Source organism: Halomonas sp. AOP12-B1-6 (genome assembly GCF_052379225.1).
Taxonomy (GTDB): domain Bacteria; phylum Pseudomonadota; class Gammaproteobacteria; order Pseudomonadales; family Halomonadaceae; genus Vreelandella; species Vreelandella casei.
Map to the genome: position 1 here is coordinate 97,305 of NZ_JBQSYK010000005.1, position 24,507 is coordinate 121,811.

General features: G+C 58.5%; 22 protein-coding genes and 1 riboswitch. Of the genes, 18 read left to right on the plus strand and 4 right to left on the minus strand.

Going from position 1 to position 24,507, the window contains the following annotated elements; translation table 11 throughout:
• Positions 1-8: 8 nt before the first annotated feature.
• The 8 genes from cobS (at position 9) to ACT3TR_RS14740 (ending at position 7,444) form a co-directional block, all read left to right on the plus strand.
• Positions 9-779 carry an adenosylcobinamide-GDP ribazoletransferase gene (gene cobS, locus ACT3TR_RS14705; RefSeq protein ID WP_444625677.1) on the plus strand — a complete coding sequence of 257 codons (771 nt, stop codon included), beginning with the start codon at positions 9-11 and terminating at the stop codon, positions 777-779.
• The gene (locus ACT3TR_RS14710) at positions 716-1,369 is read left to right on the plus strand and encodes a histidine phosphatase family protein (RefSeq protein WP_444625676.1); all 654 of its coding nucleotides are present in this window, start codon (positions 716-718) and stop codon (positions 1,367-1,369) included. The genes cobS and ACT3TR_RS14710 overlap by 64 nt, the downstream gene beginning before the upstream one ends.
• Complete coding sequence (locus ACT3TR_RS14715; protein WP_444625675.1) at positions 1,321-1,746, plus strand: bifunctional adenosylcobinamide kinase/adenosylcobinamide-phosphate guanylyltransferase; 426 nt, start codon at positions 1,321-1,323, stop codon at positions 1,744-1,746. Before ACT3TR_RS14710 ends, ACT3TR_RS14715 begins: the two co-directional genes overlap by 49 nt.
• 82 nt (positions 1,747-1,828) lie before the next feature.
• Positions 1,829-2,059: riboswitch (cobalamin riboswitch) on the plus strand.
• 167 nt (positions 2,060-2,226) lie between these two features.
• Complete coding sequence (locus ACT3TR_RS14720) at positions 2,227-4,038, plus strand: TonB-dependent receptor domain-containing protein (RefSeq protein WP_444625674.1); 1,812 nt, start codon at positions 2,227-2,229, stop codon at positions 4,036-4,038.
• Positions 4,019-4,942, plus strand: a complete 924-nt coding sequence (locus ACT3TR_RS14725) for a cobalamin-binding protein (RefSeq protein ID WP_444625673.1) — start codon at positions 4,019-4,021, stop codon at positions 4,940-4,942. Before ACT3TR_RS14720 ends, ACT3TR_RS14725 begins: the two co-directional genes overlap by 20 nt.
• Positions 4,942-5,922, plus strand: a complete 981-nt coding sequence (locus tag ACT3TR_RS14730; protein ID WP_444625672.1) for a FecCD family ABC transporter permease — start codon at positions 4,942-4,944, stop codon at positions 5,920-5,922. The genes ACT3TR_RS14725 and ACT3TR_RS14730 overlap by 1 nt, the downstream gene beginning before the upstream one ends.
• Positions 5,922-6,692 carry an ABC transporter ATP-binding protein gene (locus ACT3TR_RS14735; protein ID WP_444625671.1) on the plus strand — a complete coding sequence of 257 codons (771 nt, stop codon included), beginning with the start codon at positions 5,922-5,924 and terminating at the stop codon, positions 6,690-6,692. The genes ACT3TR_RS14730 and ACT3TR_RS14735 overlap by 1 nt, the downstream gene beginning before the upstream one ends.
• A gap of 140 nt (positions 6,693-6,832) precedes the next feature.
• On the plus strand, positions 6,833-7,444 hold the full coding sequence (locus tag ACT3TR_RS14740; RefSeq protein WP_096279431.1) for a Yip1 family protein: 612 nt from the start codon (positions 6,833-6,835) through the stop codon (positions 7,442-7,444).
• Between the two features lie 22 nt (positions 7,445-7,466).
• Here the strand turns inward: ACT3TR_RS14740 and ACT3TR_RS14745 are convergent, their stop codons facing one another.
• Genes ACT3TR_RS14745 through ACT3TR_RS14755 form a run of 3 tightly spaced genes read right to left on the minus strand, consistent with a single transcriptional unit; the run spans position 7,467 to position 10,308 of the window.
• A complete protein-coding gene (locus ACT3TR_RS14745) occupies positions 7,467-8,231 on the minus strand; it encodes an ABC transporter ATP-binding protein (RefSeq protein ID WP_444625670.1) in 765 nt (254 codons plus the stop codon).
• A complete protein-coding gene (locus tag ACT3TR_RS14750; protein WP_444625669.1) occupies positions 8,228-9,295 on the minus strand; it encodes a FecCD family ABC transporter permease in 1,068 nt (355 codons plus the stop codon). Before ACT3TR_RS14750 ends, ACT3TR_RS14745 begins: the two co-directional genes overlap by 4 nt.
• Positions 9,295-10,308 carry an ABC transporter substrate-binding protein gene (locus tag ACT3TR_RS14755; protein WP_444625668.1) on the minus strand — a complete coding sequence of 338 codons (1,014 nt, stop codon included), beginning with the start codon at positions 10,306-10,308 and terminating at the stop codon, positions 9,295-9,297. Before ACT3TR_RS14755 ends, ACT3TR_RS14750 begins: the two co-directional genes overlap by 1 nt.
• A 272-nt stretch (positions 10,309-10,580) precedes the next feature.
• Between ACT3TR_RS14755 and ACT3TR_RS14760 the strand changes: the two genes are divergently transcribed.
• From ACT3TR_RS14760 to cobJ, 9 genes are read left to right on the plus strand one after another with little or no spacing between them, the layout of a single operon-like run.
• Entirely contained in the window at positions 10,581-12,332 is a 1,752-nt protein-coding gene (locus tag ACT3TR_RS14760; RefSeq protein WP_444625722.1) for an AAA family ATPase, read from the plus strand.
• Entirely contained in the window at positions 12,329-12,922 is a 594-nt protein-coding gene (gene cobO, locus ACT3TR_RS14765) for a cob(I)yrinic acid a,c-diamide adenosyltransferase (protein ID WP_096279443.1), read from the plus strand. The genes ACT3TR_RS14760 and cobO overlap by 4 nt, the downstream gene beginning before the upstream one ends.
• Positions 12,922-14,295, plus strand: coding sequence for a cobyrinate a,c-diamide synthase (locus tag ACT3TR_RS14770; RefSeq protein WP_444625667.1), 1,374 nt, complete (start codon positions 12,922-12,924; stop codon positions 14,293-14,295). The genes cobO and ACT3TR_RS14770 overlap by 1 nt, the downstream gene beginning before the upstream one ends.
• Positions 14,286-15,383, plus strand: a complete 1,098-nt coding sequence (gene cobW, locus ACT3TR_RS14775) for a cobalamin biosynthesis protein CobW (protein WP_096279447.1) — start codon at positions 14,286-14,288, stop codon at positions 15,381-15,383. The genes ACT3TR_RS14770 and cobW overlap by 10 nt, the downstream gene beginning before the upstream one ends.
• Entirely contained in the window at positions 15,383-19,243 is a 3,861-nt protein-coding gene (cobN, locus tag ACT3TR_RS14780) for a cobaltochelatase subunit CobN (protein ID WP_444625666.1), read from the plus strand. The genes cobW and cobN overlap by 1 nt, the downstream gene beginning before the upstream one ends.
• Positions 19,233-20,414: a cobalamin biosynthesis protein CobG gene (locus tag ACT3TR_RS14785; RefSeq protein ID WP_444625665.1), complete on the plus strand. Its 1,182-nt coding sequence runs from the start codon at positions 19,233-19,235 to the stop codon at positions 20,412-20,414. The genes cobN and ACT3TR_RS14785 overlap by 11 nt, the downstream gene beginning before the upstream one ends.
• Complete coding sequence (locus tag ACT3TR_RS14790) at positions 20,404-21,033, plus strand: precorrin-8X methylmutase (RefSeq protein ID WP_096279453.1); 630 nt, start codon at positions 20,404-20,406, stop codon at positions 21,031-21,033. The genes ACT3TR_RS14785 and ACT3TR_RS14790 overlap by 11 nt, the downstream gene beginning before the upstream one ends.
• Entirely contained in the window at positions 21,030-21,791 is a 762-nt protein-coding gene (locus ACT3TR_RS14795) for a precorrin-2 C(20)-methyltransferase (protein WP_096279455.1), read from the plus strand. The genes ACT3TR_RS14790 and ACT3TR_RS14795 overlap by 4 nt, the downstream gene beginning before the upstream one ends.
• On the plus strand, positions 21,788-22,561 hold the full coding sequence (gene cobJ, locus ACT3TR_RS14800) for a precorrin-3B C(17)-methyltransferase (RefSeq protein WP_444625664.1): 774 nt from the start codon (positions 21,788-21,790) through the stop codon (positions 22,559-22,561). Before ACT3TR_RS14795 ends, cobJ begins: the two co-directional genes overlap by 4 nt.
• Here cobJ and ACT3TR_RS14805 read toward each other — a convergent pair.
• A complete protein-coding gene (locus ACT3TR_RS14805) occupies positions 22,550-23,287 on the minus strand; it encodes a cobalt-precorrin-6A reductase (RefSeq protein WP_444625663.1) in 738 nt (245 codons plus the stop codon). The two genes, cobJ and ACT3TR_RS14805, sit on opposite strands and share 12 nt — an antisense overlap.
• Between ACT3TR_RS14805 and cbiE the strand changes: the two genes are divergently transcribed.
• Entirely contained in the window at positions 23,286-24,494 is a 1,209-nt protein-coding gene (cbiE, locus tag ACT3TR_RS14810) for a precorrin-6y C5,15-methyltransferase (decarboxylating) subunit CbiE (RefSeq protein WP_444625662.1), read from the plus strand. The two genes, ACT3TR_RS14805 and cbiE, sit on opposite strands and share 2 nt — an antisense overlap.
• The last annotated feature ends 13 nt before the right edge of the window (positions 24,495-24,507 follow it).

Sequence of the window (24,507 nt, forward strand, 5' to 3'; positions counted from 1 at the left end):
CGGCCATTATGAAAGATGCCCTATGGGGTCTAGTGTTAGCACTGCAGTTTCTTACCCGCATTCCACTGCCTGTTGCCTGCCCATGGACGCCAGACACACGCCGCTGGGCAGTGCGCTCCTACCCGCTGGTGGGATTGTTGATTGGCGGCGTACTGGCGCTCGTCGCACTGCTTTTGCAAAACGCTCCGGTACCGATCACCGCGCTGGCCGTGCTAAGCGTGTGGGTGGCGTTATCGGGTGGCCTGCATTTAGACGGAGTGATGGATATCGCTGATGCGCTGGGCAGCAATCAGCCGCTGGCGCGCCGCTGGGAAATCATGAAGGACTCTCAGGTTGGTAGCTTCGGCATATTGGTGCTGGTGTTTTTACTCGCCTGGAAAGGCATTTTACTATGGGCGCTGCTTCACTATCAGGCGCCACTCTGGTGGCTAGTGGCGATGCCCGCGTTAGGCCGCTGGGCCGGCGTTGCCTTGTTGGTGCTGACGCCCTGCGCCCAATCGCAAGGCTTGGCATGGAGCTGGCAGCAGTCGCTTAGTGGTCAGGACGTTGCGCTAGCGCTATTGCCGATGGCGCTGTTAGCCCTGCTAGTGCCTTCCACAGTGTTAATGCTGCTAGCGGTCGCGGTCTTTGTGATGCTCATGCGCGGAGTCATGATGCGATTATTCAACGGCATTAACGGCGATATGGTCGGTGCCACTATTGAAGGAGGAGAGCTTTGGCTACTGATCTTACTGTGGAGCTGGTGGCAGTTCGTCACGGTATCACCGCTTGGAATTTAGAGCGCCGCTATCAAGGCCAGCGCGACATTCCGCTGCTTTTCCCCGATGCGCAGGCGGGGTTGATAACCCTGCGTGAAGCGCTGGCGCTTGAGTCGTTTGATTCCATTTACTCAAGCGACCTACACCGTTGCCAGCAAACGCTGGAATGGTCGCAGGCGGCAGATACGGGCGCGCCGGTGCACCTTGAAGCGCGCCTTCGCGAGCTAGATTTTGGCGACTACGAAGGTAAGGTTTACGACGAGCTGAAAGACTTGCCGCACTATCGTGCTTGGATTGACAGCGTGGGTGAGCTGCAAATTCCCGGCGGCGAGTCTGCCGCCCAGCTGCGTGAGCGCTTGGATGCCTGGCTATCTGACTTGGCGGCTGATGCCCAGGCCAGCGGTCATCGAAAAATTCTGGCCGTGACCCACGGCGGCGTTATTCGTGAACTGCGCAGGCGCTTTGAAACTATCCACTTTTGGGACGCCACGGTACTTCAAGCCGAGGGCAGGCGCTGGCAGCTCTCGTATCACGTTGATGAAAAGGGACAAGGAGAATGGCAATGCAGCTCTTCATCGGCGGTGCCTGCGCTGGCAAGCGCGACGCCGTAGCCGCTCGCTTTCCCGCCGCCACTAGCTGGCGACTCAAAGCCCATAAGCCGCTGAGTGATTGCCGGTCAGCGCTTTCTAGCCACACGCCGCTTGTAATTAATGGTGTGCTTGATTGGCTCAGCGCAGATTTAGAAACAACCGATAGCGACACGCTGCGCCAGCGCTGGCAGGGCGATATAGAACAGCTCTGCCTGCGCGCTGAAACACTCAGCGCAGCGTTAATTATCATCGCTACTGACGTTGGGCGTGGCATTGTGCCCATGCAGTCTACGCAGCGTCGCCTGCGCGATGTAAATGGTTGGTTCACTCAAGATATGACCGCCCACGCTGAGCGGGTGTGGTATGTCCGCCACGGGCTGGTGATGGCGATTAAATAAGTGCTTCACCCTTAGTTAAAGGCCTGCTCACGGCACTTTAATTGACCTTCTCTTTCAATTGACCTCCTCATAGCAAGTTGCTAGCTTACGCGCACTCTCAGGTGCTGGCGGTATAAAAGCCGCTAGTGAAACGGGAAGTTGGTGAACGCCTTGCGTGATTCCAACGCTGCCCCCGCAACGGTGATCGAGATAAGAACGGCTAAAACGCCACTGTGCCTTGGCATGGGAAGGTGGTCGTTCAGAAATGAGTGGGCCTTGTTAGGCCCGCCTTTCGCTCGTCAGCCCGGAGACCGGCCCGAGAGTAGCGGTTCAACAGAACCAAACTATACCGAGACGCGGTGGGCGCTCTCAGGGTGGTTGACGGCGGCATGATGTGATCATGCAGTGCGACCGTTATTGCCTTGCTATGCCTAGTTATGCCCTGCGCTCGGCCAAAAAAAATACGTTGTGCGGGTGAGCACGACGCGCAAGGGATCTCACATGAACCATCGCTCTAATACCACCGCAACGCTTGCGGCGTTAGCTATGTCTGCGCTACCGCTGGCTGTTCAGGCCCAATCCACGGCGCAAAATACGCCGACAGCGGCTGAGTCACTTAACCCTGTTGTGGTCACCGCAGCACTGGCCCCGCGTACGGCTAATGAAAGCCTTTCGTCGGTAACCGTGATAGACGAAGCGACTTTTCGCCGCCAGGACCCTACCAGCATTACCGATCTTCTCCGCGGCCAGCCGGGCGTTGATGTATCTTCCAATGGCAGCTTCGGCAAAAACAGCAGCGTCTTTATTCGTGGCACCGGTAGCGGCCAAAACGTGCTGTTAATTGATGGTATCCGTTTACGTTCTGCCACTAGCGGCGGTGCAGCGTGGTCGTATCTTGACCCGCGCATGTTTGATCGTGCGGAAATTGTACGTGGCCCGCGCGGCAGCCTTTACGGTGCCGATGCGATTGGTGGCGTCATTCAGCTCTTTACGCCGCAAGGCGATGAAGAGGGGCCGCAGCCGCGTATATCGGTAGGCGGGGGCTCTTTCAATACCCAGCGGCTAAGTGCTGGCGTGAGCGGTCGCGAAGGCGGCACGCGCTATAGCTTTGCCGGCAGTCATTTCAACACCGATGGCCAGCCTGTGCGCAGGAGTGGCGACGACAAAGGTTACGACAATACGTCCGCGCTGGCGCGCGTTTCGCATACGTTTGAAAGCGGCGCGGAAATGGGCGTACTGGCGCTTCGTGCGCGCGGTAACAATGAATATGACGGCGGTGAGAACGATTTTGTCCAGCAGGTAGCGGGTGTCTATGGCGAGCTACCGCTGATGGACAACTGGCGGAGTCGACTGACGCTCAGCGAGTCCCGGGATGAAAGCGATAACGTCGCTGATTCAGGGGAGTCTGTCTTTAATACCAAAGTGCGTACCGCTCGCTGGGAAAACACCTTCACGGCGGGAGTGCATGAGCTAATCGCCGGCGCTGAGTACAGCGAAGACAGGGTAAGCGGCACGACGGCATACGATGAAAATAGCCGCAGCAACGCCGCTGTTTTCTCTCAGGCGCTGCTGGATTTTTCGCCGTTTATGCTTCAGGCCAGCCTGCGCTTTGACGATAACGAAGCCTATGGCAATGAAGTAACGGGTAGCCTGGGGTTGGGTTATGACTTAGATGGCCATCATACGTTACGCACGAGCTACGGGACGGCGTTTAATGCGCCTACCTATAACCAGCTATATTTCCCTGGCTTTGGCAATCCTGATTTAGAGTCGGAAACGTCTGAATCAATTGAAGTCGGCGTGCGCGGCCAGTATGCAAACTGGTTCTGGGATGCGGCCATCTATCAAACGGATATCGATAACCTGATCGCAGGGCAGGGTGTTCAGTTCAATGTGCCCACATCACGCATTCGCGGTGCTGAGCTTGCAAGTGGCGTTGAGATTAATGATTGGACGCTGGCCGCCGCATTGACCTATACCGATCCGGAAAATCGCCTGACAGGTAATCGTCTACAAAATCGCGCCACGCAAAGTGTGCGCTTAGATGCTGATCGCGAGCTGGGCGAGTGGTCGTTGGGAGGCTCGTGGGTAGTGCAAAATCATCGCTATCGTGATGCGCAAAATAACGATCGCCTTAGTGGCTATGGGCTTGTTAACCTTCGTGCAGGCTGGCAGTTCACTCCGCTTTGGAGCGCCCGTGTGACGGTTGAAAATGCGCTGGATCAAGACTACATCACCACGCGTTCCTTTGACGGCGCGGACTACATTAACGCAGGCCGAGCAGGATTTTTGAGTGTGCACTTTGGCCAATAGGAAAAATCACCGACTGTGCGGGGCCTTAGGCCTCGCGCTGTTGGTTGCATCGGTAGCGTCGTACGCCGATAACCCTGCGCGCTGCGCAATCGATGACCGTGACCGTGAGGTGTGCCTTCACTCGGCTGCTAAGCGTATTGCTACCCTTTCGCCGGGGGCGACTGAGCTGACGTACGCAGCCGGTGCCGGCGACCAAGTGGTGGCAGTGGTGTCTTACAGCGACTACCCGCCTGATGCTAAAAACGTGGTCTCGGTAGGTAGCCATACCCGCATTGATTTAGAAGCGCTGGTAGGTCTGGCGCCCGATCTAGTGATCGGCTGGGTAACAGGCAACCCGGCAGAGCAGCTTGAAACGCTGAAAGCACTGGGGATGCCGGTGTTTTACATTGAGCCACGCAGTATGGAAGGCGTGGCCAGCGCCATAGAACGCTTGGCACGCTTGGCCGGTACTGAAGCTGCCGGGCAGGCCGTTGCCGATAATTTCCGCGCGACCATGACCGAGCTTGCCGAACGCTACAGCGAGCGCGACCCGGTGCCGACGTTCTACCAGGTGTGGGATGAACCATTGATGAGCGTTAATGATCAGCACCTTATTGGCCAAGTGGTCACAATGTGTGGCGGTGTTAACGTCTTCGGCGGGCAGTCGAGGCTTGTCCCACGCATCGACGATGAAGCCGTGCTTGCCGCTAACCCTGAAGTCATTGTTGCCGGCGGTATGGGAGAGGAAAATCGTCACTGGCTCACGCACTGGGAGCAGTATTCTAGTCTGATGGCCGTGGCTGAAGATAACCTGTTTTTCGTACCGCCATCGCTCATACAGCGCCCCACGCCACGCCTCATGGAGGGCACTCAGCTGCTCTGTGAGAAGCTTGATATCGCCCGTCAAAAGCGCAGGAATACTTAATGCTAACGCGCCTGGGCCTGCCACTGGGCCTATTGCTGCTAGCGGCGCTGGGTGCGCTGCTGGTAGCACTGGGTGTCGGCAGTGCGCAGATTTCCCCCGCACAAATTTGGGCTGTGGTGACGGGCGATGGCGGGCAGGGCGATGCCTTGGCGCGGATCATGGTGCTAGAGTTGCGCTTGCCTCGCGCGCTTTCGGCCTTTGCCGTGGGTGGTTTGCTAGCGGTAGCTGGGGCGTTAATGCAGGTGCTACTGCGAAACCCTCTGGCCGATCCTTATGTGCTTGGGCTTTCTGGTGGTGCCTCGATTGGCGCGCTGGCGGCCATGTTAGCAGGGCTAGGGGGATTAGCCATCTCAAGCTCGGCATTTGGCGGCGCGCTGTTTTCTACCTTTCTGGTATTTGGGCTGGCGCACGGCAGCGGTAGTTGGACACCTTCTCGACTGCTGCTCACGGGGGTGGTCGTCGCGGCGGGGTGGGGCGCGGTGATTACGCTGATGTTGGCCTTAAGCCCGGCCGAACGACTGCCGGGAATGCTCTATTGGCTGATGGGCGATCTTTCCTACGCCCGAACGCCGTGGCCGCCGCTACTGCTGCTATTAGCCATCTGCGTGGTGCTGATTCCGCTTGGGCGCAGCTTAAACGTATTGGCGCGTGGTCCGCAGCAGGCTGCCGCACTGGGCGTTGCGGTCAAGCCGCTTGAGTGGTGTATCTACGTTGCCGCCAGCTTACTGACGGCGGCGGCAGTGACAACCGCCGGTAGTATTGGTTTTGTGGGCTTGGTCGTGCCGCATATGCTGCGCTTGCTGTTGGGTAATGATCAGCGGCTGATACTGCCTGCCTGCGCGTTAGCCGGTGGCACGCTGCTAGTGCTGGCCGACACGCTGGCGCGCACCATGATTGCGCCAGAACAGCTGCCGGTCGGGGTGATCACCGCGCTACTGGGCGTTCCTACCTTTTTGTTTCTGCTCTATCGGAGCCGCTGATGAGCGTACTTTCTACCCATGACCTCATCATCGATGTGCCCGGTAGAGAAAGCGGTACGCCGCTTAATATAACCATTCAGCCCGGTCAGCGTTGGGGTGTATTGGGTCCCAATGGCGCGGGTAAAACGACGCTGCTGCATACGTTGGCGGGGCTGCATGCGCCCCGGTCCGGCGAGGTTGAATTGAATGGACAGCCCATGCGTCAACAACGCCGCCGCTATATTGCACAGCGCTTGGGGCTGATATTTCAGGATCGCCAGGATGGCTTTCCTGCGTCTGTGTTAGAGACCGCGCTGATTGGGCGTCATCCGTACCTATCGGCTTGGCAAATGGAGGGCGCCGCGGACTATCAGCGTGCGGAAGAAGCGCTGCAGCGCTTAGACGTGGCGCATTTACGTGACCGCTTGGTCAGCACGCTTTCGGGCGGCGAGCGCCAACGCGTGGCGATTGCCACCGTGCTAACGCAGGCACCTAGCGTGTGGCTGGCCGATGAGCCCACGAATCATCTTGATCTTCATCATCAAAGCTCAGTGATGAAGCTTATGGCCGAGCAGGCCGCTTCCGGCCATGCGGTAATGATGTGTCTGCACGATCTCAACTTAGCGGCCCGTTGGTGCGACCATGTGCTGCTGCTTTATCCTAATGGCGAGGCCTGTTGGGGCACGCGGGATAGCATGCTGGTGCCTAGCGCATTGGAAAAGCTGTATCGCCAGCGGTTAACGGTGGTTGAGGTGGATGGCGCACCGGTGTTTGTGCCCATCAACGGATAATCTATTTCTAAAACCCTCCGTGATAAACCCCTTCACACCTGATTCTTGGCCTACACTGAATATTGATGCGGACCACTGCTGGCCCGGTCGGTTAATGAATGATCCTATCGATATTGCATCTGCAAAAACGGGAGGTCGTTATGATCCATCATGTTTGGGGGCTCCTCCATCATCCTGAACGAGAATGGCATAAGATCAGTGGCGAGCATGAAACGGTCACCCATCTTTATGCTCACCACGTTCTTTTGCTTGCCGCTATCCCCGTCATCTGCGCACTGATTGGTACCACTCAGGTTGGCTGGACCTATGGCGGCAGTGACACCTATAAAGTGTCTCTCTCAAACGGCATTGCGCTAGGCGTGGCTTTTTATGCGCTGATACTGCTGGCCGTTGGCATTGTAGGTAGCGTGATCTATTGGATGGCTCGCGATATAGAGCAGCGCCCCAGTCGCCGCGACTGCCTTATCTTTGCGGGCTACATTGCGACCCCCATGTTTATATGCGGGGTTTTTGCGCTATATCCGGTTTTCTGGCTCTGTATGCTGGGGATGGTGATTGGGCTGGTGTATTCCGGCTACCTGCTCTACAGAGGGACGCCCAGTTTTCTAGGCATTAGTCATCAGCGTGGATTCATTCTTTCAATCAAGACATTGGGGATCGGTGTCTTGGTGCTAGAAGCACTCCTCGTCGTTACGGTGCTGCTGTGGAGCATGGGCACTGAGCACAGCGTCGTCTGGGAGTTTTTTAGGTAAGTGTTTAAGTCGCAGGCTGTTATTAAACGGCGCTACGAAAACGCATCACCTGGCTGCCGTCGATGGGGTCGGCGAAGATATCAGCATAAACGCCAAACGTCTGACGTAAGCGATAAGGTGTCAGCACGTCTCGAGGTGGGCCGGTGTCAACCAAACGGCCACCCTCCATGACGCCTATTCGGTCGCACTCCATGGCGTGGTTAAGATCGTGAAGAGAAATAATCACCGTGATCGGTAGTTGCCTGACCAGCTCAAGAATCGAAAGCTGATGGCGAATGTCTAAATGGTTGGTCGGCTCATCAAGCAGCAGAATTTTAGGCTGCTGAGCCAGGGCGCGGCCAATATGCACACGCTGGCGTTCGCCGCCTGACAGCGTGTGCCAAAAACGGTCAGCCATATGCTGCATATCCACATCCTTTAGCGCCTGCGCCACAATCAGCTCATCCTGGTGGGACCAGGGGCGCAGCGCTGACAGAAACGGCGTACGGCCAAGCGCCACGACATCGCGCACCTTGATGCGATCAGTGGTTTCCGCCTGCTGTTCTACTAACGTAACCGATTGGGCGATATCTCGCTGACGCATGGTATCCATCGGCCGATCACCCAGCAGCACTCGGCCTTGCTTCGGTTTGCGCAGCCCCGCGAGAAGCCGAAGCAGGGTGGTTTTGCCTGAACCGTTGGGGCCAATCAGGCCAAAGGTTTGGCGAGGCGATACCGACAGCGAAACGTCCGTCAGGAGCTGGCTGCCGTGAACGCGCCAGGTGAGTTGTTCGGCGGTGATTTTCATCGTGTCCTTGTCCCGCGTATCAGGATAAGAGCAAAGGCCGGCGCGCCAATAAGCGATGTGATGACGCCAATCGGTAGCACCTGTCCTGTGACCAAAATGCGTGAAAGGATATCTGAAAAAATCAAAAATACAGCGCCCGCCAGCGCCGCGGCAGGCACCAGCCGCGTATGGCGGCTGCCGACAATAAAGCGCATGGCATGCGGAATCACCAGGCCCACAAAGCCGATGGCCCCTACCATAGACACCATGATCGCTGTCACCAGCGCCATCGTGGTAATCAGTAGGCCGCGCACCGGCCGCACGGCAATGCCCATGGAGGCCGCGCTATCGGTGCCGAAGGTAAAGGCATCCAGGGCTCGCCGGTGCCATAGGCAAATAATAAGGCCAAACAGCGCGGCGGGAACTGCCATCCAAACATTGTCCCAGCGCACGCCGGAAAGGTTGCCCAGTAGCCAAAACATGATTCCACGGGCCTGCTCAGCGCTAGCCGATTTAGTAATAATGAAAGCGGTCAGCGCATTAAATAGCTGCGAGCCCGCAATGCCCGCTAAGATAATAGCCCCCGCCGCCTGAATGCCACGCCCGCCGCCGGTGCCACTGCTTGCCGCATGGGCAAGCAGTATCACTAAGCCGAACGCCAATCCCGCGCCCGCGAAAGCGCCAATCGAAAGCGTTATAACGCCTGCGCCAACGCCCGCCACCGCTACGGCGACCGCGCCGGTGGAAGCCCCGGCCGATATGCCCATGAGATAAGGGTCGGCGAGAGGGTTGCGCAACAGGGCTTGTAGCACCACCCCCGCTAAGGCCAAACCCGTGCCGCAGCAGGCGGCAACAATGGCGCGGCTAAGCCGATAGTTCCAAATAATGCCGGCATCAATGCGATCAACGACATAGTCAGCCCCGAACAGCTGATTAGCCAGCACTTTGAAAATCGTCTCAATAGGAATAGATGTCTCACCAATCGCGGTGCCCGCCATTAGCGCTATAAACAGCACAAGCGGCGTTAACCATAGCCAGCGCCACCAAAAGCCCTCCGTGGATGATCGCTTTAGTGCGATAGGCATTAGTTAAATGACATGGTCGATAACGCTTGGGCAAGAGACTCAAGGCCATAAATGCTGCGCATGGTGGCACTCATCGCATGGGCATCCATTTCCACAATGCGGCCGTTTTTCACGGCGTCCATTTCGCGAGTAACCGGGTCGCTTTGTAGAAGCTCAAGTTTGGTGGCCAGGTCGTCGCCTGGGTAGCGGCGCCGGTCCATGCGTGCCACCACGATAACGTCAGGATTAGCCCGAGCAATCGACTCCCAGCCTACGGTCGGCCATTCTTCATTAGAGGTAACCACGTTTTGGATACCGAGTTGCTCCATCATATAGCCAGGCGCCCCCAACTGACCGGCAACGATGGGGGCGGCCGCTAAATCGTAAGAGGAAAACCAAAACACGGCCGACAGATCGTCGGGTAGTGCAAGGCTAGTCGCCTGTTCGATAGCGCGCCCTTCGCGGGTCTGCAAATCGGCCACTAGCGTATCGCCCCCGCTCTGCACGTCGAAAATAGCCGCCAGCTCGTGAACGCCTTTATAAATTGAGTCGGTTGAGAATGCCGCCACCCGGGTACCGTCACCGCCGGTCGCATTGTCTTTGGTATCGCAATCGGCAGGCATGATGTAAGAGGCGATGCCCAGCTCATGAAACTGCTCGCGGGTGGCTACGCTGCCGGTAGGGCCTACGTGCCACTCGTATTGAGCCGCGACGAGATCAGGCCGCTTGTTCACCACAGACTCAAAGCTTGGGTCGTTATCGGCAATACGCTCAATGCGGCTGTTTATATCGCTGAATTCGGGCAGCACGGGATTAAACCAGACTGACGTGCCGCTCACTTTATCGGCAAGCCCCAGGCGATATAGCACCTCGGTCGCAGACTGGCCGACCGTTACCGTACTCTCGGGGGGTGCATCAAACGTGATTTCTACGCCGCAATTAGTCAGCGTAAGCGGATAAGCCGTGCTATCAGCAAAGGCTGCGTGGGCGGGTAAGAAAGCTAACGAAATGCATAAAGGGCGGGCGAGCTTCATGGGACGGTGTTCCAAATGCCGATTGAGGAAAGACTCGACGGACTGCCGAAGACGAGAGAATAAAGGACGCAAGGCCTTTGCGGTTGGTGACGTGCTGGCGTGATAGGCTGGCCTCTATCTAACGCCTTCCACTATACTGGGCGGTCATTGTAGTCACTTTCTTAACGCTTGGCTCTATCGTTATGTTCTTGTCAGGTATGAATAATTTTCACGCGTGAGGCGGTGTCCCTACGCCGTTTAATGTATTAACTTGGCTCCTTTTGCCCATGGTGATGCCTGTGGTTGAGTTTCCCTTTACCGCCGTGGTCGGTCAGACGTCGCTTAAAACAGCGCTGCTGCTGAACGTGATTAATCCGCGTATTGGCGGGGTGCTGATTAGCGGGCCACGCGGTAGCGCGAAATCGACCCTTGCGCGGGCGCTAGCGGCCATTTTGCCTGAGGGCGAGAAGCGAAAACCACCGTTTGTCACCTTGCCGCTTGGCGCCAGCGAAGACCGCCTAACCGGCAGCCTTGATCTGCAAAAGATACTCACTGAGCGTGAAGCCACGTTCCATGAAGGGCTATTGGCCAAAGCCGATGGCGGGATTTTATACGTCGATGAAGTGAATTTACTGGCCGATACGCTGGTCGATTTACTGCTCGATGTCGCGGCCAGCGGTATCAACATCGTCGAACGCGACGGCATTAGCCATTCGCATCCAGCGCGCTTTAGCCTAATCGGCACCATGAACCCCGATGAGGGCGAGCTTCGCCCCCAGTTGCTTGACCGCTTTGGACTGTGCCTTGAGCAGCCGCCTAACGTCAGTATTGAAGCGCGCATCGCCATTGTGCAGCAGCGCGATGCCTTTGATCGCGATCCCGCTGGTTTTATAGCAGGCTTTGCCGACGAACAAGCTGCGCTCGTCAGCCGTGTAGAGCATGCGCGCCGAGGGCTGGCGACGGTAACGGCATCTGCCTGGGTTTACGAGCACATCGCTAAGCGCTGCGAAGCAGCAGGGGTTGAAGGTATGCGCGCCGATGTCACCTGGCACCGCGCTGCGCAGGCCCACGCTGCCTGGCGTGGTGATACGACGATCAGCCAGGAAGATGTCGATAGCGTTGAGCCGTGGGTGCTGGCCCATCGGCGTACGCGCGCTGAAGATAAGTCTGCTGAGCCGCCATCTTCACCGCCACCATCTTCACCGCCTTCATCTTCACCATCATCACCGCCTCCAGAATCGGGCCAAGACCCCGGCAGCTCAGTGTCGTCAAGTAATACTGACGAGCACTCAGCTTCACACGGGCAATGGGGCGCTATGCCGCCCATGGCGCAGAACATGCTAGAAAGTCAGCCGCTTACGCTGCCTGCATTATTAGCTCGGCCCTTTGGGAAACACTCGCTGTTTAACGGCGGCACGCGTAAGGGCCTTGCGCTGGGGCAGGGGCGAGCCAGTAAGCCGCCAGCTGCAGCGTTTCGCCCCGATTGGTTTGGTACTTTGATCGCAAATCGCGGTCAGTGGCCCTGGCGTCAGCTGCGCTATCGCAAGGCGCGAACCGGTCAGCCGCGGGTGCATTTGGTATTGCTTGATACCTCCGGCTCGACGCTCGGTAAGCGGCTTTTGGGCCAGACCAAAGGATGGGTCGATAGCCTTACTCGTCAAGCTTATTCAGCTCGTGAGCAAGTGGCGATAGTCGGGTTTGGTAACGACACGCTGACGTGCCTACTGCCACGACAGCGTGCTCCCAAAAGTGTGCAGGCCTTATTGAATGCCACCGATGGCGGCGGCGGCACACCGCTACGTAAAGCGGTTGCTCACGCAGGCCAGTTGATTCGTCAGTGGCAGCGCCGCGACCCCGGCTTACTTATCCGTACTTACCTAATGACCGATGGGCGTACCCGAGAGTCCGTCGCTGGCCTGCCGCCGCTTGGCGACTGCGTGGTCATGGATGCCGAACAGTCCTTCGTTAAACGTGGCCAGGCAGCGCGTCTTGCTCAGCAGCTTGGCGCACTCTATTGGACACCGCCCACCCAGGAGCCAGCATGAGCGATAGCAGCCACCTAGACCGTATGCAGCGTAAGAAAGAAGTTATCGACGAGCGAATAGCGCGTGCATCTGAAGAGCGCGGTGTATTGATTTTGCTAAAAGGAAACGGCAAAGGAAAGAGCAGTTCTGCTTTCGGCACGCTGGCGCGTTCGTTAGGCCATGGCCAAAAAGGCGCGGTCATTCAGTTTATTAAAGGCCGCCGTGAGACCGGTGAATATCTGTTTTTTCGCGATCACCCTCAGCTTGACTGGCACATTATGGGCCAGGGCTTTACCTGGGAAACCCAGGATCGACAGCGCGATATCGAAGCCGCCGAAGCCGCCTGGGAAATCGCCCGGGGGCTGTTAGAAGACCCTGCCTACAACGTTATCGTATTGGACGAAATGAGCTACATGTTCAAATACGACTATTTAGACACGGCGCCTATTGTCGAGGCGCTTTTACGCCGACCCGCCCACCAAAATGTGATTATCACCGGCCGAACCATGGCGCTGCCGCTGCAGGAAATCGCCGATACCATCAGCACCGTACAGGATGACCGTCACGCGTTTCGTAACGGCGTTAAAGCTCAGGCGGGGATCGAGTACTGATGACGACATCTTTGCCAAGCGCTAGCTGCCCGGCGCTATTTATCGCCGCACCTTCTTCAGGGCAGGGCAAAACAACCGTCACGGCGGGGCTGGCACGCCTGCTGCGCAACCAGGGCAAAGTAGTCAGAGTATTTAAAACTGGCCCTGATTACCTGGACCCACAAATATTGGCGCAAGCATCGGGCCAGCCCGTAGACCAGTTAGATCTGTGGATGGCCGGTGAAGCCTACTGCCGGCAGCGCTTTTATCAAGCGGCGGTGAGTGCCGATATTATTTTGGTGGAAGGCGCCATGGGCCTTTTCGATGGCGAGCCTTCCAGCGCCGATTTGGCTGCGCTGTTCGAGTTGCCGCTGGTGATCGTGATGGACGTTAAAGGCATGGCACAAACGGCGGCCGCCCTGATGTCGGGCCTTGCAGGCTTTCGCGATGACCTTCTCATCGCAGGCATGATCGCCAATGCCTGCGGTACGCAGCGCCATCGTGAGCTGATTGAGTCAGCGCTACCGCTCTCGATTCCGCTACTGGCCGCAGTGCCGCGTGACCCCGCCTTAACGCTTCCCGAACGTCACCTGGGGTTGGTACAGGCAGACGAGATTCGTGATGATTTGGAAGCGCGCTTTGAAGCGGCCGCCAGTGCATTAGACGCCGCTGGGCTGGCGACGGCGTTGATGAAAATAGCGCCCGTAACGTTCACCGCTTCGCAAGACCATGTGCCGTCAGTGCCATCTTCGCTGGCGGGCCAGACCATTGGTGTGGCTAAAGATGCGGCGTTTAGCTTTATCTACCAGGCCAATTTGGACCTGCTTGAGCAGATGGGCGCGAAGCTATGCTTTTTCTCACCGCTGGCCGACCGCCGTTTGCCCTTGTGCGATGCGCTTTGGCTGCCCGGTGGTTATCCTGAGCTGCATGCCTCAACGTTGGCTGAGAATGTCGGCATGCGCGAGGATATTCAGCGCTTTTATAGCGCAGGCAAGCCCATTCTCGCTGAGTGTGGCGGCATGCTCTACTGTTTGGACACGCTGACCGACTACGACGAAAACACCCATACGATGCTGGGTCTGCTGCCAGGGCAAGGCGCCATGCGCGGACGAAGAGGCTGCCAGGGAATGCAAACCGCCGACTTGGCGGAAGGTGCTCTTCGCGGGCATGCGCATCATCGCTCAATGGCAGAAGGAACGCCTGAGCCCATTGCCCACGGCCGCCGTCAGCGCCACCCCGCACCGGGTGAGCCGATTTATCGCCAGCGCCAGTTAACCGCATCGTATCTTCACTTTTTCTTTCCTAATAATCCTGCCGCGGTCGCGAGTCTGTTCAGCGGCTCAGCAGCATCAGCGCAGCCTAGCGCCACAGAGGAATTTAACGCATGCAGCTAAATAAAATCCCCGCCACGGTCGTCACCGGTTTTCTCGGCAGCGGTAAAACGACGCTGCTGGCCAATATTCTGCGTCAAGTGACCGGCAAGCGCATTGCGGTGATCGTCAACGAATTTGGCGAGCAGGACATAGATTCGAGCCTGCTGCGTAGCTGCGCGCTCGGTTGCGAAGGCGAACAGCCGATGGACGGCGAGGACGGCAGTATTTACGAGCTGGCCAATGGCTGTATCTGTTGCACGGTGGAAGAAGAATTTTTGCCAGTGATGAAAAAGCTGGTCGCACGGCGTAATGATATCGACCACATTTTAATTGAAACCAGCGGGCTGGCGCTGCCCAAGCCGCTGGTGCAGGCATTTAACTGGCCGGAAGTGCGCAGCCACTGCACCGTAGATGCAATTATTACCGTCATCGATGGGCCTGCCGTGGCCGCCGGCCGTTTTGCCAGCGACGAAGGTAAAGTGGCTGCGCAGCGGTTAGCTGACGAAAGCCTTGATCACGACCCGAGCCTGCGTGAGCTGCTTGACGATCAGCTCAGCGCCGCGGATTTAGTCTTGGTCACCAAGACCGACCTGCTAAGCGCAGAGGAAAAGGCCCGCGTTGAGACGCTAGTAAAAGCGCGGGTGCCAGCGTCGGTCAAAATACTGTTTATCGACCAAACGCTGGCGACCGACACCGCGCAGCTAGAGGCATTAATGGGCATTGGCGCGGCCAGCGAAGAGAACATCGACCGTATCGCCAACCACCACGACAAACATCACGCTGAAGGCGCGCACCACGACCACGCCCACGATCATTTTGATTCTTGCGTAATAACGCTCGGCGAAGTCGATGCCGACGTTCTGGCAGCCCAGCTTCAGCAGCTGCTAGAAACACAGGAAATCTATCGGGCTAAAGGCTTTGCGGCGGTTCCCGGCAAGCCGATGCGCCGCGTAATTCAAGCGGTAGGCGAACGGCTAGACGGCTACTTCGACAGGCTTTGGGGGCAGGATGAGCGTCGCCAAACCCAACTGGTCATTATTGGTAAAGCGCTTAACCGCGACGATATTCAGGCGGCGCTATCCAGCGCTGAGCGCACGGTCAGCGCTTAATGCATCTTTTCGCTGCCAAGCCTGGGGGCTTTGTTGACGATGAAGGTATCGTCGACCTGCAACAAAGCCCCGCCGAGGTCGTCATTATGTCAGCGGCTGACAGCAACCTGTCGGCGCTGGCTCAGGCGGTTGACCGCCTGGGCGATGATTACCCGTCGGTGAGGCTGGCGAATTGGATGAATCTGGTAAAGCCGGCGGCCTTTGATCTCTATGAAGATCGCGTGCTTGAAAAAGCCAGGCTGGTGATCGTTTCGCTGTTAGGCGGCAAGGGCTATTGGCCTTACGGCCATGAGCGCTTGTTGGCCTGGGCTGCGGCGAAACCTGAGCGCCAGCTGATTATGGTGCCCGGCTGTGATGCACCGGACGATGCGCTACTGAACGATTCGAGCGTGAGCTTTGACGCTGCCTACCGCGTGTGGCGCTACCTGCGCGAAGGCGGCGTTGACAATGCCGAGCAGCTGCTGCGCTTTGTGGGTAGCGAGTGTTTAGCCCACGCTCAGCCGTGGCAAGAGCCGAAGGTGATCCCCGCGGCGGTTATCTATGCACCGCAGATAGGCGGTCGCCAGGCGGTGAGCCTAAGTGAATGGCGTGATCAGCGTGTTGCTGAGCGACCTGTTTGCTTACTGCTGTTTTATCGCAGCCATCTGCAGGGCGGCAATACCGCCGTGCCCGACGGCATGATTGAGGCGCTTAAAGCCCAAGGGCTTGAGCCGTTAGCCGTGGCCGTAGCATCGCTAAAAGAGGGGCCCTGTATCGTGTTTGCCAATCATCTTATTGAGCAAACCGGTGCCATGCTGGTGATCAATACCACCAGCTTTTCGGTCAACCGTAATACCGACGAAGTCGATGCCCTCAGTAGCGAGCAGGGCAGTGATGACTCGGGCAGCCTGTTTGTCGGCAGCCCCGTGGTGCTCCAGGCCATGATGGCCAGTAGCACAGCTGAGGACTGGCAGGCAATGGCCGCGGGGCTGCATAGCCGCGACGTGGCGATGCAGATAGTGCTACCTGAAATGGACGGGCGCATCATCACTCGCGCCGTCGGGTTTAAGGCCGAAGCACACTACAATGCCCGCAGTCAGCTGTCGGTCACGCATCACACACTGCATCCTGAACGCGCAGCGTTTGTCGCCACGCTGGCACGTCGGTTTTGCGACCTGCGGCAAACGCCCAACGCTGAAAAACGTGTCGCGCTGATCATGGCGAATTACCCCAATCGCGATGGGCGTATTGGCAATGGCGTGGGGCTGGATACACCCGCTTCAACGCTAAAACTCATAAACGCGCTGGCTTCATCGGGCTACCCGGTCAACGATATCCCTAGTGATGGCGATGCGTTGATTCGCCTGCTGCAGGGTGCCGTCACCAATGATCACGAAAGCCTCGATCAGCGCGCTTGCTGGCAAAGTATTGGCGTTGATGAGTATTTAAGCTGGTTTCAAACGCTGCCCGCCACGCTCCAAGAAGCCGTGTGGGCACGATGGGGCGCACCCGCAGATGACCCCAAATGCCGACAGGGGCGGCTGATGATTTCCGGTGTTCGCCTGGGTGAAACGTTCGTCGGTATTCAGCCTGAACGTGAGTTTTGTGAAGACCCGAACATTGACTTAACGCAGTCGTACCACGATATGCAGTTGGTACCGCCGCATAGCTACTTGGCGTTTTATCTTTGGCTACGCGAGCACTATCACGTTGATGCCGTGGTGCACGTGGGCAAGCACGGCAATTTAGAATGGCTACCGGGCAAAAGCACGGCGCTAAGTGCCGACTGCTGGCCGGATATCGCGCTGGGGCCGCTGCCGCATTTCTACCCGTTTATCGTCAACGACCCCGGTGAAGGTGCCCAGGCTAAGCGTAGAAGCCAAGCGGTGATCATTGATCACCTAATGCCGCCTCTGGCGCGGGCTGAACTGTACGGGCCGATGGCCGAGCTTGAAGCGCTGTGTGATGAGTATTATCAGGCGCTGGATATGGACCCCCGGCGCGAAGCGCTGATTCGTGAGCAGATTTTAAGCCACCTGCGCGCAACCGGTATCGACCAGGAACTTGCCCGCGCTGTTGATAGCAGCTGTGGCAGCGAGATTCTCAATGAGCTGGATACGTTCCTTTGCGATATTAAAGAGTCGCAGATACGCCACGGCCTGCACATTCTCGGCACGCTGCCACCCCAGGAGAAGCTAGCGGGTACGCTGGTAGCGCTATTGAGGCTGCCCCGTGGCGAGGCGGCTGCTCAGCGCGGCCTGCTGCATAATCTAGCCGATGACCTGGGGCTATCGAACGAAGCTTCCCCCTTTGACCCGCTGGCGGCCAGCAGTGAACCCTGGAACGGCCCGCGCCCGGCACTATTGGCCAGCCAGCTCAGCGATGCTTGGCGAACCGGTGCGGATACCCGTGAGCGGCTGGAACTATTGGCCGAGCAGCTCATTACCGACTATGTGCTCGCCCAGGGCTGCCTCGTTGAACTCGCCCATGGCTATCCTGCCACCGCGGAGCAGCTGCGCTATGCCCGCGAACATCTGTGGGTCGCTATGCAGCGCGGCGTAAAAATGGAGATTCAGTCGCTGTTGGATGGGCTGGACGGTCTGTTCGTGCCCGCTGGGCCAAGCGGCGCGCCTAGCCGAGGGCGGCTAGACACGCTGCCAACCGGGCGTAACTTCTTTAGCGTGGATAACCGCTCGATTCCCTCTCCGGCAGCCTGGACACTGGGGCAGAAATCAGCGCAGGCATTCGTAGAGCGCTACCTGCAGGATAACGGCGACTACCCGCGCCGTCTGGGTCTGTCGATTTGGGGCACCGCCACTATGCGTACCGGCGGGGATGACATCGCCCAGGCCTTCGCGCTGATGGGCGTGCGGCCTAAATGGTCGCTGGGCTCGCAGCGGGTGTTCGATTTTGAAGTGATTCCATCGATGCTGCTGAACCGCCCGCGCGTCGACGTCACCTTGCGCGTTTCCGGCTTTTTCCGTGACGCGTTTCCTAACGTCATTCGGCTATTCGATGCCGCGGTGCAAGCCGTTGCCGAGTATCAAGAGCCGGGCGACAGCAATACCATTCGAACGGCCGTGCTCAGCCAGCAGCGCACGCTTGAAGCTCAAGGAATGTCTTCTGAAAGCGCCGCTCAGCAGGCCCGCTACCGTATTTTTGGCAGCAAGCCCGGTGAGTACGGCGCCGGTCTTAATCGGCTGATCGAAAGCCGCGCCTGGAACAGTGCTGACGACTTGGCCGAGGCGTATTTAGACGCAGGCGCCTACGCCTATGGGCAGTTTAAAGAGTCGGGCGTTGGCGCACGCAAGGCGTTTGAACAGCAGCTCAAAGGGCTGGACGCGGTGATGCAAAACCAGGATAACCGCGAGCACGATATTCTTGACTCCAACAGCTATTACGCTTTTCAAGGCGGCATGGCCAATGCCACTCGTGCGCTAAGCGGCAATGCGCCGACCATTTATCACGCGGATCACGCTAACCCGGCCGCCCCCAAGATTCGCACGCTGAAAGAAGAGCTTGCCCGCGTTATTCGCTCGCGTGTGCTGAATCCTAAGTGGATAAATGCGATGCGCGAGCATGGCTACAAAGGCGCGTTTGAAATGGCCGCCACCGTGGACTATCTGTTTGCCTACGACGCCACCACTGATTTAGTCGCGGACTATCAGTACGCCCAGATCAGCGAGGCCTTCGTGCTTGACCCGGCCAGCCAGCAGTTTTTGCGTGAGCATAATCCTGCCGCGCTTGAGGAAATGGCCGAACGGCTGCTTGAAGCGGCCCAGCGCGGCATGTGGCAAGATCCAGGCGAGCAGGGGCAGGCGCTGCAAGACCTGCTGCTGGCAATAGATGAAGCCAAAGAGACCGGCCGCTATGGCCATTAACACGCGCGCAGAGGCGCTCAGCCCGCGTGTCAAAGGCTGGTGCCCCGGCGCGTGGCAGCCTATGCAAACCGGCGATGGCCTGCTGGTAAGAGTTCGCCCGCCCATGGGCGAGCTTTCACTTACCCAGGTGCTGGCCCTATGTGAAGCGGCAGATACGTTTGGTAATGGCTTAATAGAGCTCACCAGCCGAGCCAATATCCAGCTGCGCGGAGTAACCGACGCTAGCTGGCCTGCGCTCATGGATTTTCTGATCGAAAATGGCCTGGTGGATGCCAGCCCAGAGGCCGAGCGCCTGCCGCCCATCATGCTGGCCCCCGGCTGGCAAATAGGCGATGACACGCACACCGGTGCACGTTTGTTGCAAGCAAGGCGCAATGCGCTCGCCATCATGCCAGGCAAGGTCGGCATTGCGATTGATGCAGGAGACGCCTCGGTACTGAGCGACGCTGCGGCAGATTTTCGTATTGAACGTTCAGAATCGGGTGGCTTGATGGTGCGCGCAGAGGGGCACCAGCATGGCACGCCAGTGGACTCGATTGAGGCCGCCGTTGAGCACTTGATCTGCCTGACACATTGGTTTGTGGAAAGCGGCGGAAGCCAGGCAGGGCGCATGCGCCGACACCAGGTAGCGCTGCCCCTGTGGGCACCCGCCAGTGTGCGCCCGGCGCAGCCAGCGGAAAGCCGCGCACTTGGTAAACAGGCCTGCGGGATGGTCTATGGGCTGCCGTTTGGCCGTGCGCCGGCCACCGCCTGGCGCGCAGCCGTGACCCCGGCGTCAGTGACTCACCTCCGCGTCACACCCTGGCGGCGTTTAGTGGTCAAGCAAGCGCTGACTGAAAGCACAGCATTACCCGCGGTAGAAGGCTTGATCAGCGATAGCAGTGACTCGCGACTATTGATAGATGCTTGCCCCGGCGCGCCTTACTGCGCACAGGCAAGTGTTGCCACGCAGCCATTGGCTGAGCGATTGAGTGGCCTGGTAGAAACGTCTCTTCACGTGTCGGGCTGCGCCAAGGGCTGTGCCCGGCAACAGGCTGCAGCGGTCTGTTTAGTGGGCCATGCTGGAAAATTTAATCTTATCGTCAACGGCCGTGCCGACAGCACGCCGGTTCAGACAGGCCTCAGTGATGCTGAGGTAATTGCATATCTGGAGAATTTGGGTGCCCTATAAGTACGAAACAAGCGGACCGGCGATTTACCGGGAATCTTTTGCGATTATCCGACGCGAAGCAGAACTGAGCCGCTTTTCGCCAGAAGAAGAGCCGGTAGCGGTTCGTATGATTCACGCCGCCGGGCTGGTCGAACTTGCCGCGCATATTCATTTTCAAAACGATGCGGTTAACCGCGCACGCTCAGCATTAGAGCAGGGCGCGCCGATTCTCTGCGATGCGCATATGGTCTCGGAAGGCATTACCCGCAAGCGCTTGCCGGCCAACAACGAGGTGATCTGTACCCTGCGCGATGAACGCGTGCCGGGCATGGCTCAACAGATGGCTAATACCCGCTCGGCGGCGGCGCTTGAACTTTGGCGTCCGCATCTTGAAGGTGCCGTGGTGGCGATTGGCAATGCGCCGACCGCGCTGTTTCATCTTTTAAATATGCTCGAAGACCCTAGCTGCCCGCGCCCAGCGGCGGTGATCGGCTGCCCGGTTGGTTTTGTGGGGGCGGCGGAATCAAAGCAGGCGCTGTGGGAGAATTTTGCCATCCCCAGCTGTATCGTGCGCGGCCGCTTAGGCGGCAGCGCGGTGACGGTCGCAGCCCTCAATGCGCTGGCGGATCGTAGCGAATGACCCAGGGAACCCGAACGACCCAGGGAAGCGTTGTGGGCGTTGGCCTGGGGCCGGGGAGTCAGGACCTAATGAGCGTGCGGGCCGACCGGTTGATTCGCCAGGCCACGCACATTGCCTATTTTCGCAAGAAGGGCCGTAAAGGCCATGCGCGCAGCATCGTTGAAGGCCTGCTGGCACCGGATGTTATTGAGCTGCCCATGGAATATCCGGTGACCACGGAAATTCCGGTGGATGACCCGCGCTATAACGCCTTGCTGTCGTCTTTTTATGAGCAGAGCGTTGCCCAGCTGATTGAGATGGCCAACGCCGGCTGCGACGTGGTGGTGCTCTGCGAAGGCGATCCGTTCTTCTACGGCTCGTTTATGCATCTCTATACGCGGCTACTTAACCAGGTATCGGTTTCAGTAGTGCCGGGAATTACCGGTATGTCGGCGGCCTGGACCGCTACCGGGCAGCCGATCACCTGGGGCGATGACATTCTGACCGTCCTCATGGCAACGCTCCCTGAGCAAGCACTGGCGGAGCGGATCGCCCAGACCGACGCGCTGGTCGTCATGAAAATCGGCCGCAACCTTAACAAGCTGCGACGGGCGCTGGTAACGGCTGGCCGTGAGCATCAGGCGTGGCTAATCGAGTACGCGGCGATGGCGCAGCAGCGCGTGCTGCCGCTAAGCGATCTTGATCCGCTAGCTGAAGGAACTGAGAACGTGCCTTATTTCTCGATTGTGCTGATCCACGGCAACGGCAGGCGCCCATGAGCGGATGGCTAAAAATTGTTGGCTTAGGTCCGGGGGCAGCGAGCATGATCACGCCCGAAGTATCTGCAGCGCTGTTAGAGGCATCGGATGTGGTGGGCTATGTGCCCTACGTTAATCGGGTCGCGCCACGTGAAGGGCTTATTCGCCATGGTTCAGATAATCGCGAAGAGATTAATCGTGCTGAACAGGCGCTGCAGCTCGCGTTTGAGGGGCATCGCGTGGCAGTGGTTTCCTCCGGCGACCCGGGTGTGTTTGCCATGGCATCCGCCGTGTTTGAGGCGCTAGAGGCAGGCGACCCGCGTTGGCGATCAATAGATATTCAGGTGTTGCCGGGTATTTCCGCCATGCTGGCAGCCAGCGCACGGGCAGGCGCACCGCTCGGCCATGATTTTTGCTGTATTAATTTATCCGACAACCTTAAGCCTTGGTCGCTGATTGAAAAGCGCCTGCGCCTCTCAGCAGAGGCCGATTTCGCCATGGCGTTTTACAACCCGCGTTCCAAGGCAAGGCCGGTGGGGTTTGAGCGCACGTTGAAGGTATTGCGTGAGGTGTGTGAGCCCGAGCGTTTGATCATCTTTGCCCGAGCGGTTTCCACGCCCGATGAGGCGATTCGCGTGACGACCCTGGCCAAAGCAACGCCAGAAATGGCTGATATGCGTACGCTGGTGATTGTCGGCTCTAGCCAAACGCGCCGAATTGAGCGAATGAAAAGCCCTGGCCCGGATGAAGACCAGGCTCCGCTGGTGTATACCCCAAGGTCAGTATGCTGAGTTAATCCACGCAAGCACGTCATCGACACCATGAACTTCACGACGCGCTGGCAGCATCGGCCGTTCGATCATTATCACAGGCACCTTCAGGTGACGCGCAGCCGCAAGCTTAGCCGCGGCGCCTTCGCCGCCAGCGTTCTTGCAAACTATACGCTCGATACGCTGCGTTTGTAGCAGGGCTAAATCGCCATCGAGAGTGAACGGGCCTCTGTCTAGCGTGGTGGTAAAATGAGTCAGCGGCGGCGTTTCAGTTGGCGGGTCAATCAGCCGCAGCACGTAATGATGCTGGGGCTGCGCGCTGAATGCTTTCAGATGTAGACGACCAATCGCCAGCAGCACGCGCTGGGGTGGGCCGTTCAACGCGGCCACGGCGTCATCAATGCTGGCCACTGGCTGCCATCGGTCGCCTTGCTTAGGCTGCCAAGCGGGGCGAGATAAGGCCAGCAGCGCCACACCGCTTTGCGCCGCGGCACTCAGCGCGTTGCGGCTCATTTGCGCAGCGAAAGGGTGGGTGGCATCGACGATATGGGTAATACCCGCGTGCTTAATAAACGCGATAAGGCCATCCACGCCGCCAAAGCCCCCCACGCGGGTAGGAAGCGGTTGGGGCTTTGGCGCACTGACGCGGCCTGCGTAGCTAAAGATGGCCGGAAGCCCGCGTTCTGCAACGGCGCAGGCCAGGGCGCTGGCTTCACTCGTTCCGCCAAGAATCAGGACGTTTATCATGGCTGAGATTAACAATACTCCCTGGCTGACAGTTTTAGGCTGGGGGGAGAGTGGCACAGAGGGATTGACGGCGGCAAGCCGTCAGCAGCTGGCGGATGCCGAGGTAGTATTCGGTGCGCGCCGCCACTTGCGCCTTTTGCCGCCACTCAATGCGGTGGTTCGTGAATGGCCGGTGCCGTTTGCCGACGGTATTGCCGAGCTGCTGCACGAGCGGGGCCGCCGAGTCGTGATGCTGGTGTCCGGTGACCCGTTCTGGTTTGGTGCCGGCACAAGCCTGGCGCCTCACCTGCTTGCCAGCGAATGGACGGCCATTCCTTCGCCCTCAACGTTTAGCCTAGCGGCCTCGCATTTGGGGTGGCCGTTAGAGCGCTGCACCTGCCTGGGCCTACATGCCAAGCCGCTGACCCGCATTCGCCCTTATCTGCATGCCGGCAGGCGATTGCTGGTGCTGGTAAGAGACGCCGATGCGGTGGCCGAGCTGGCCTCGCTTGTCGTGCGGTTTGGCTTTGCGGAGTCTCAGCTAACCCTGCTTGAATCGTTAGGCGGTGATAACCAGCGAATCCGCACGCTGAGCATGAGCGAGACGCTGCCACTGGATATCACTCATCCGGTAGCAGTGGGCATTCTTGTGGCCGGTGACGGCCCGTCTATGCCACTCACGCCCGGCCTTGCCGACAGCTTTTTTGACCACGATGGGCAAATCACCAAGCAGCCTGTGCGCGCCATCACGCTGGCAGCGCTGGCCCCTAAACCCGGTGAGCGGCTGTGGGATATCGGCACCGGCTCAGGCTCCATCGCCATTGAGTGGCTGCTAGCTCACCCTGACAACCAGGCCATTGGCTTTGAGCACCACGCTGAGCGGGCCGCACGGGCACGCAGCAATGCCCAGCATCTTGGCGTTGACTGGTTAGACGTCAAAGAAGGCGATGCGCTGGAAGCGCTGGCAAATGCACCGCTGCCGCAGGCAGTATTTATCGGCGGCGGGCTTTCTCAAGCGCTTTTAGAACAGTTATGGCAGCGCCTGCCAGCGGGCGTGCGGGTGGTCGTCAATGCCGTTACGTTGGAATCAGAAGCGCTGCTCGCGCACTGGCATCAGGCGATAGGCGGCGATCTTTATCGCCTTGAACTGGCCATCGCCGCGCCTATCGGCCAACGCCGGGGCTGGAAAGCCAGCTACCCGGTTGTGCAGTGGCGGGTGGTGCGTTGAAAGGGCGGGTAAT

Bases quoted from the DNA above. Each gene is read 5' to 3' on its own strand.
- cobN (WP_444625666.1), top strand. From the start codon at position 15,383: ATGCATCTTTTCGCTGCCAAGCCTGGGGGCTTTGTTGACGATGAAGGT.
- ACT3TR_RS14785 (WP_444625665.1), top strand. From the start codon at position 19,233: ATGGCCATTAACACGCGCGCAGAGGCGCTCAGCCCGCGTGTCAAAGGC.
- ACT3TR_RS14720 (WP_444625674.1), top strand. From the start codon at position 2,227: ATGAACCATCGCTCTAATACCACCGCAACGCTTGCGGCGTTAGCTATG.
- ACT3TR_RS14805 (WP_444625663.1), bottom strand. From the start codon at position 23,287: ATGATAAACGTCCTGATTCTTGGCGGAACGAGTGAAGCCAGCGCCCTG.
- ACT3TR_RS14745 (WP_444625670.1), bottom strand. From the start codon at position 8,231: ATGAAAATCACCGCCGAACAACTCACCTGGCGCGTTCACGGCAGCCAG.
- cobW (WP_096279447.1), top strand. From the start codon at position 14,286: ATGCAGCTAAATAAAATCCCCGCCACGGTCGTCACCGGTTTTCTCGGC.
- ACT3TR_RS14730 (WP_444625672.1), top strand. From the start codon at position 4,942: ATGCTAACGCGCCTGGGCCTGCCACTGGGCCTATTGCTGCTAGCGGCG.
- ACT3TR_RS14795 (WP_096279455.1), top strand. From the start codon at position 21,030: ATGACCCAGGGAACCCGAACGACCCAGGGAAGCGTTGTGGGCGTTGGC.
- ACT3TR_RS14740 (WP_096279431.1), top strand. From the start codon at position 6,833: ATGATCCATCATGTTTGGGGGCTCCTCCATCATCCTGAACGAGAATGG.
- cobS (WP_444625677.1), top strand. From the start codon at position 9: ATGAAAGATGCCCTATGGGGTCTAGTGTTAGCACTGCAGTTTCTTACC.
- ACT3TR_RS14760 (WP_444625722.1), top strand. From the start codon at position 10,581: ATGCCTGTGGTTGAGTTTCCCTTTACCGCCGTGGTCGGTCAGACGTCG.
- ACT3TR_RS14770 (WP_444625667.1), top strand. From the start codon at position 12,922: ATGACGACATCTTTGCCAAGCGCTAGCTGCCCGGCGCTATTTATCGCC.
- ACT3TR_RS14735 (WP_444625671.1), top strand. From the start codon at position 5,922: ATGAGCGTACTTTCTACCCATGACCTCATCATCGATGTGCCCGGTAGA.
- cbiE (WP_444625662.1), top strand. From the start codon at position 23,286: ATGGCTGAGATTAACAATACTCCCTGGCTGACAGTTTTAGGCTGGGGG.
- ACT3TR_RS14755 (WP_444625668.1), bottom strand. From the start codon at position 10,308: ATGAAGCTCGCCCGCCCTTTATGCATTTCGTTAGCTTTCTTACCCGCC.
- ACT3TR_RS14715 (WP_444625675.1), top strand. From the start codon at position 1,321: ATGCAGCTCTTCATCGGCGGTGCCTGCGCTGGCAAGCGCGACGCCGTA.
- cobO (WP_096279443.1), top strand. From the start codon at position 12,329: ATGAGCGATAGCAGCCACCTAGACCGTATGCAGCGTAAGAAAGAAGTT.
- ACT3TR_RS14750 (WP_444625669.1), bottom strand. From the start codon at position 9,295: ATGCCTATCGCACTAAAGCGATCATCCACGGAGGGCTTTTGGTGGCGC.
- cobJ (WP_444625664.1), top strand. From the start codon at position 21,788: ATGAGCGGATGGCTAAAAATTGTTGGCTTAGGTCCGGGGGCAGCGAGC.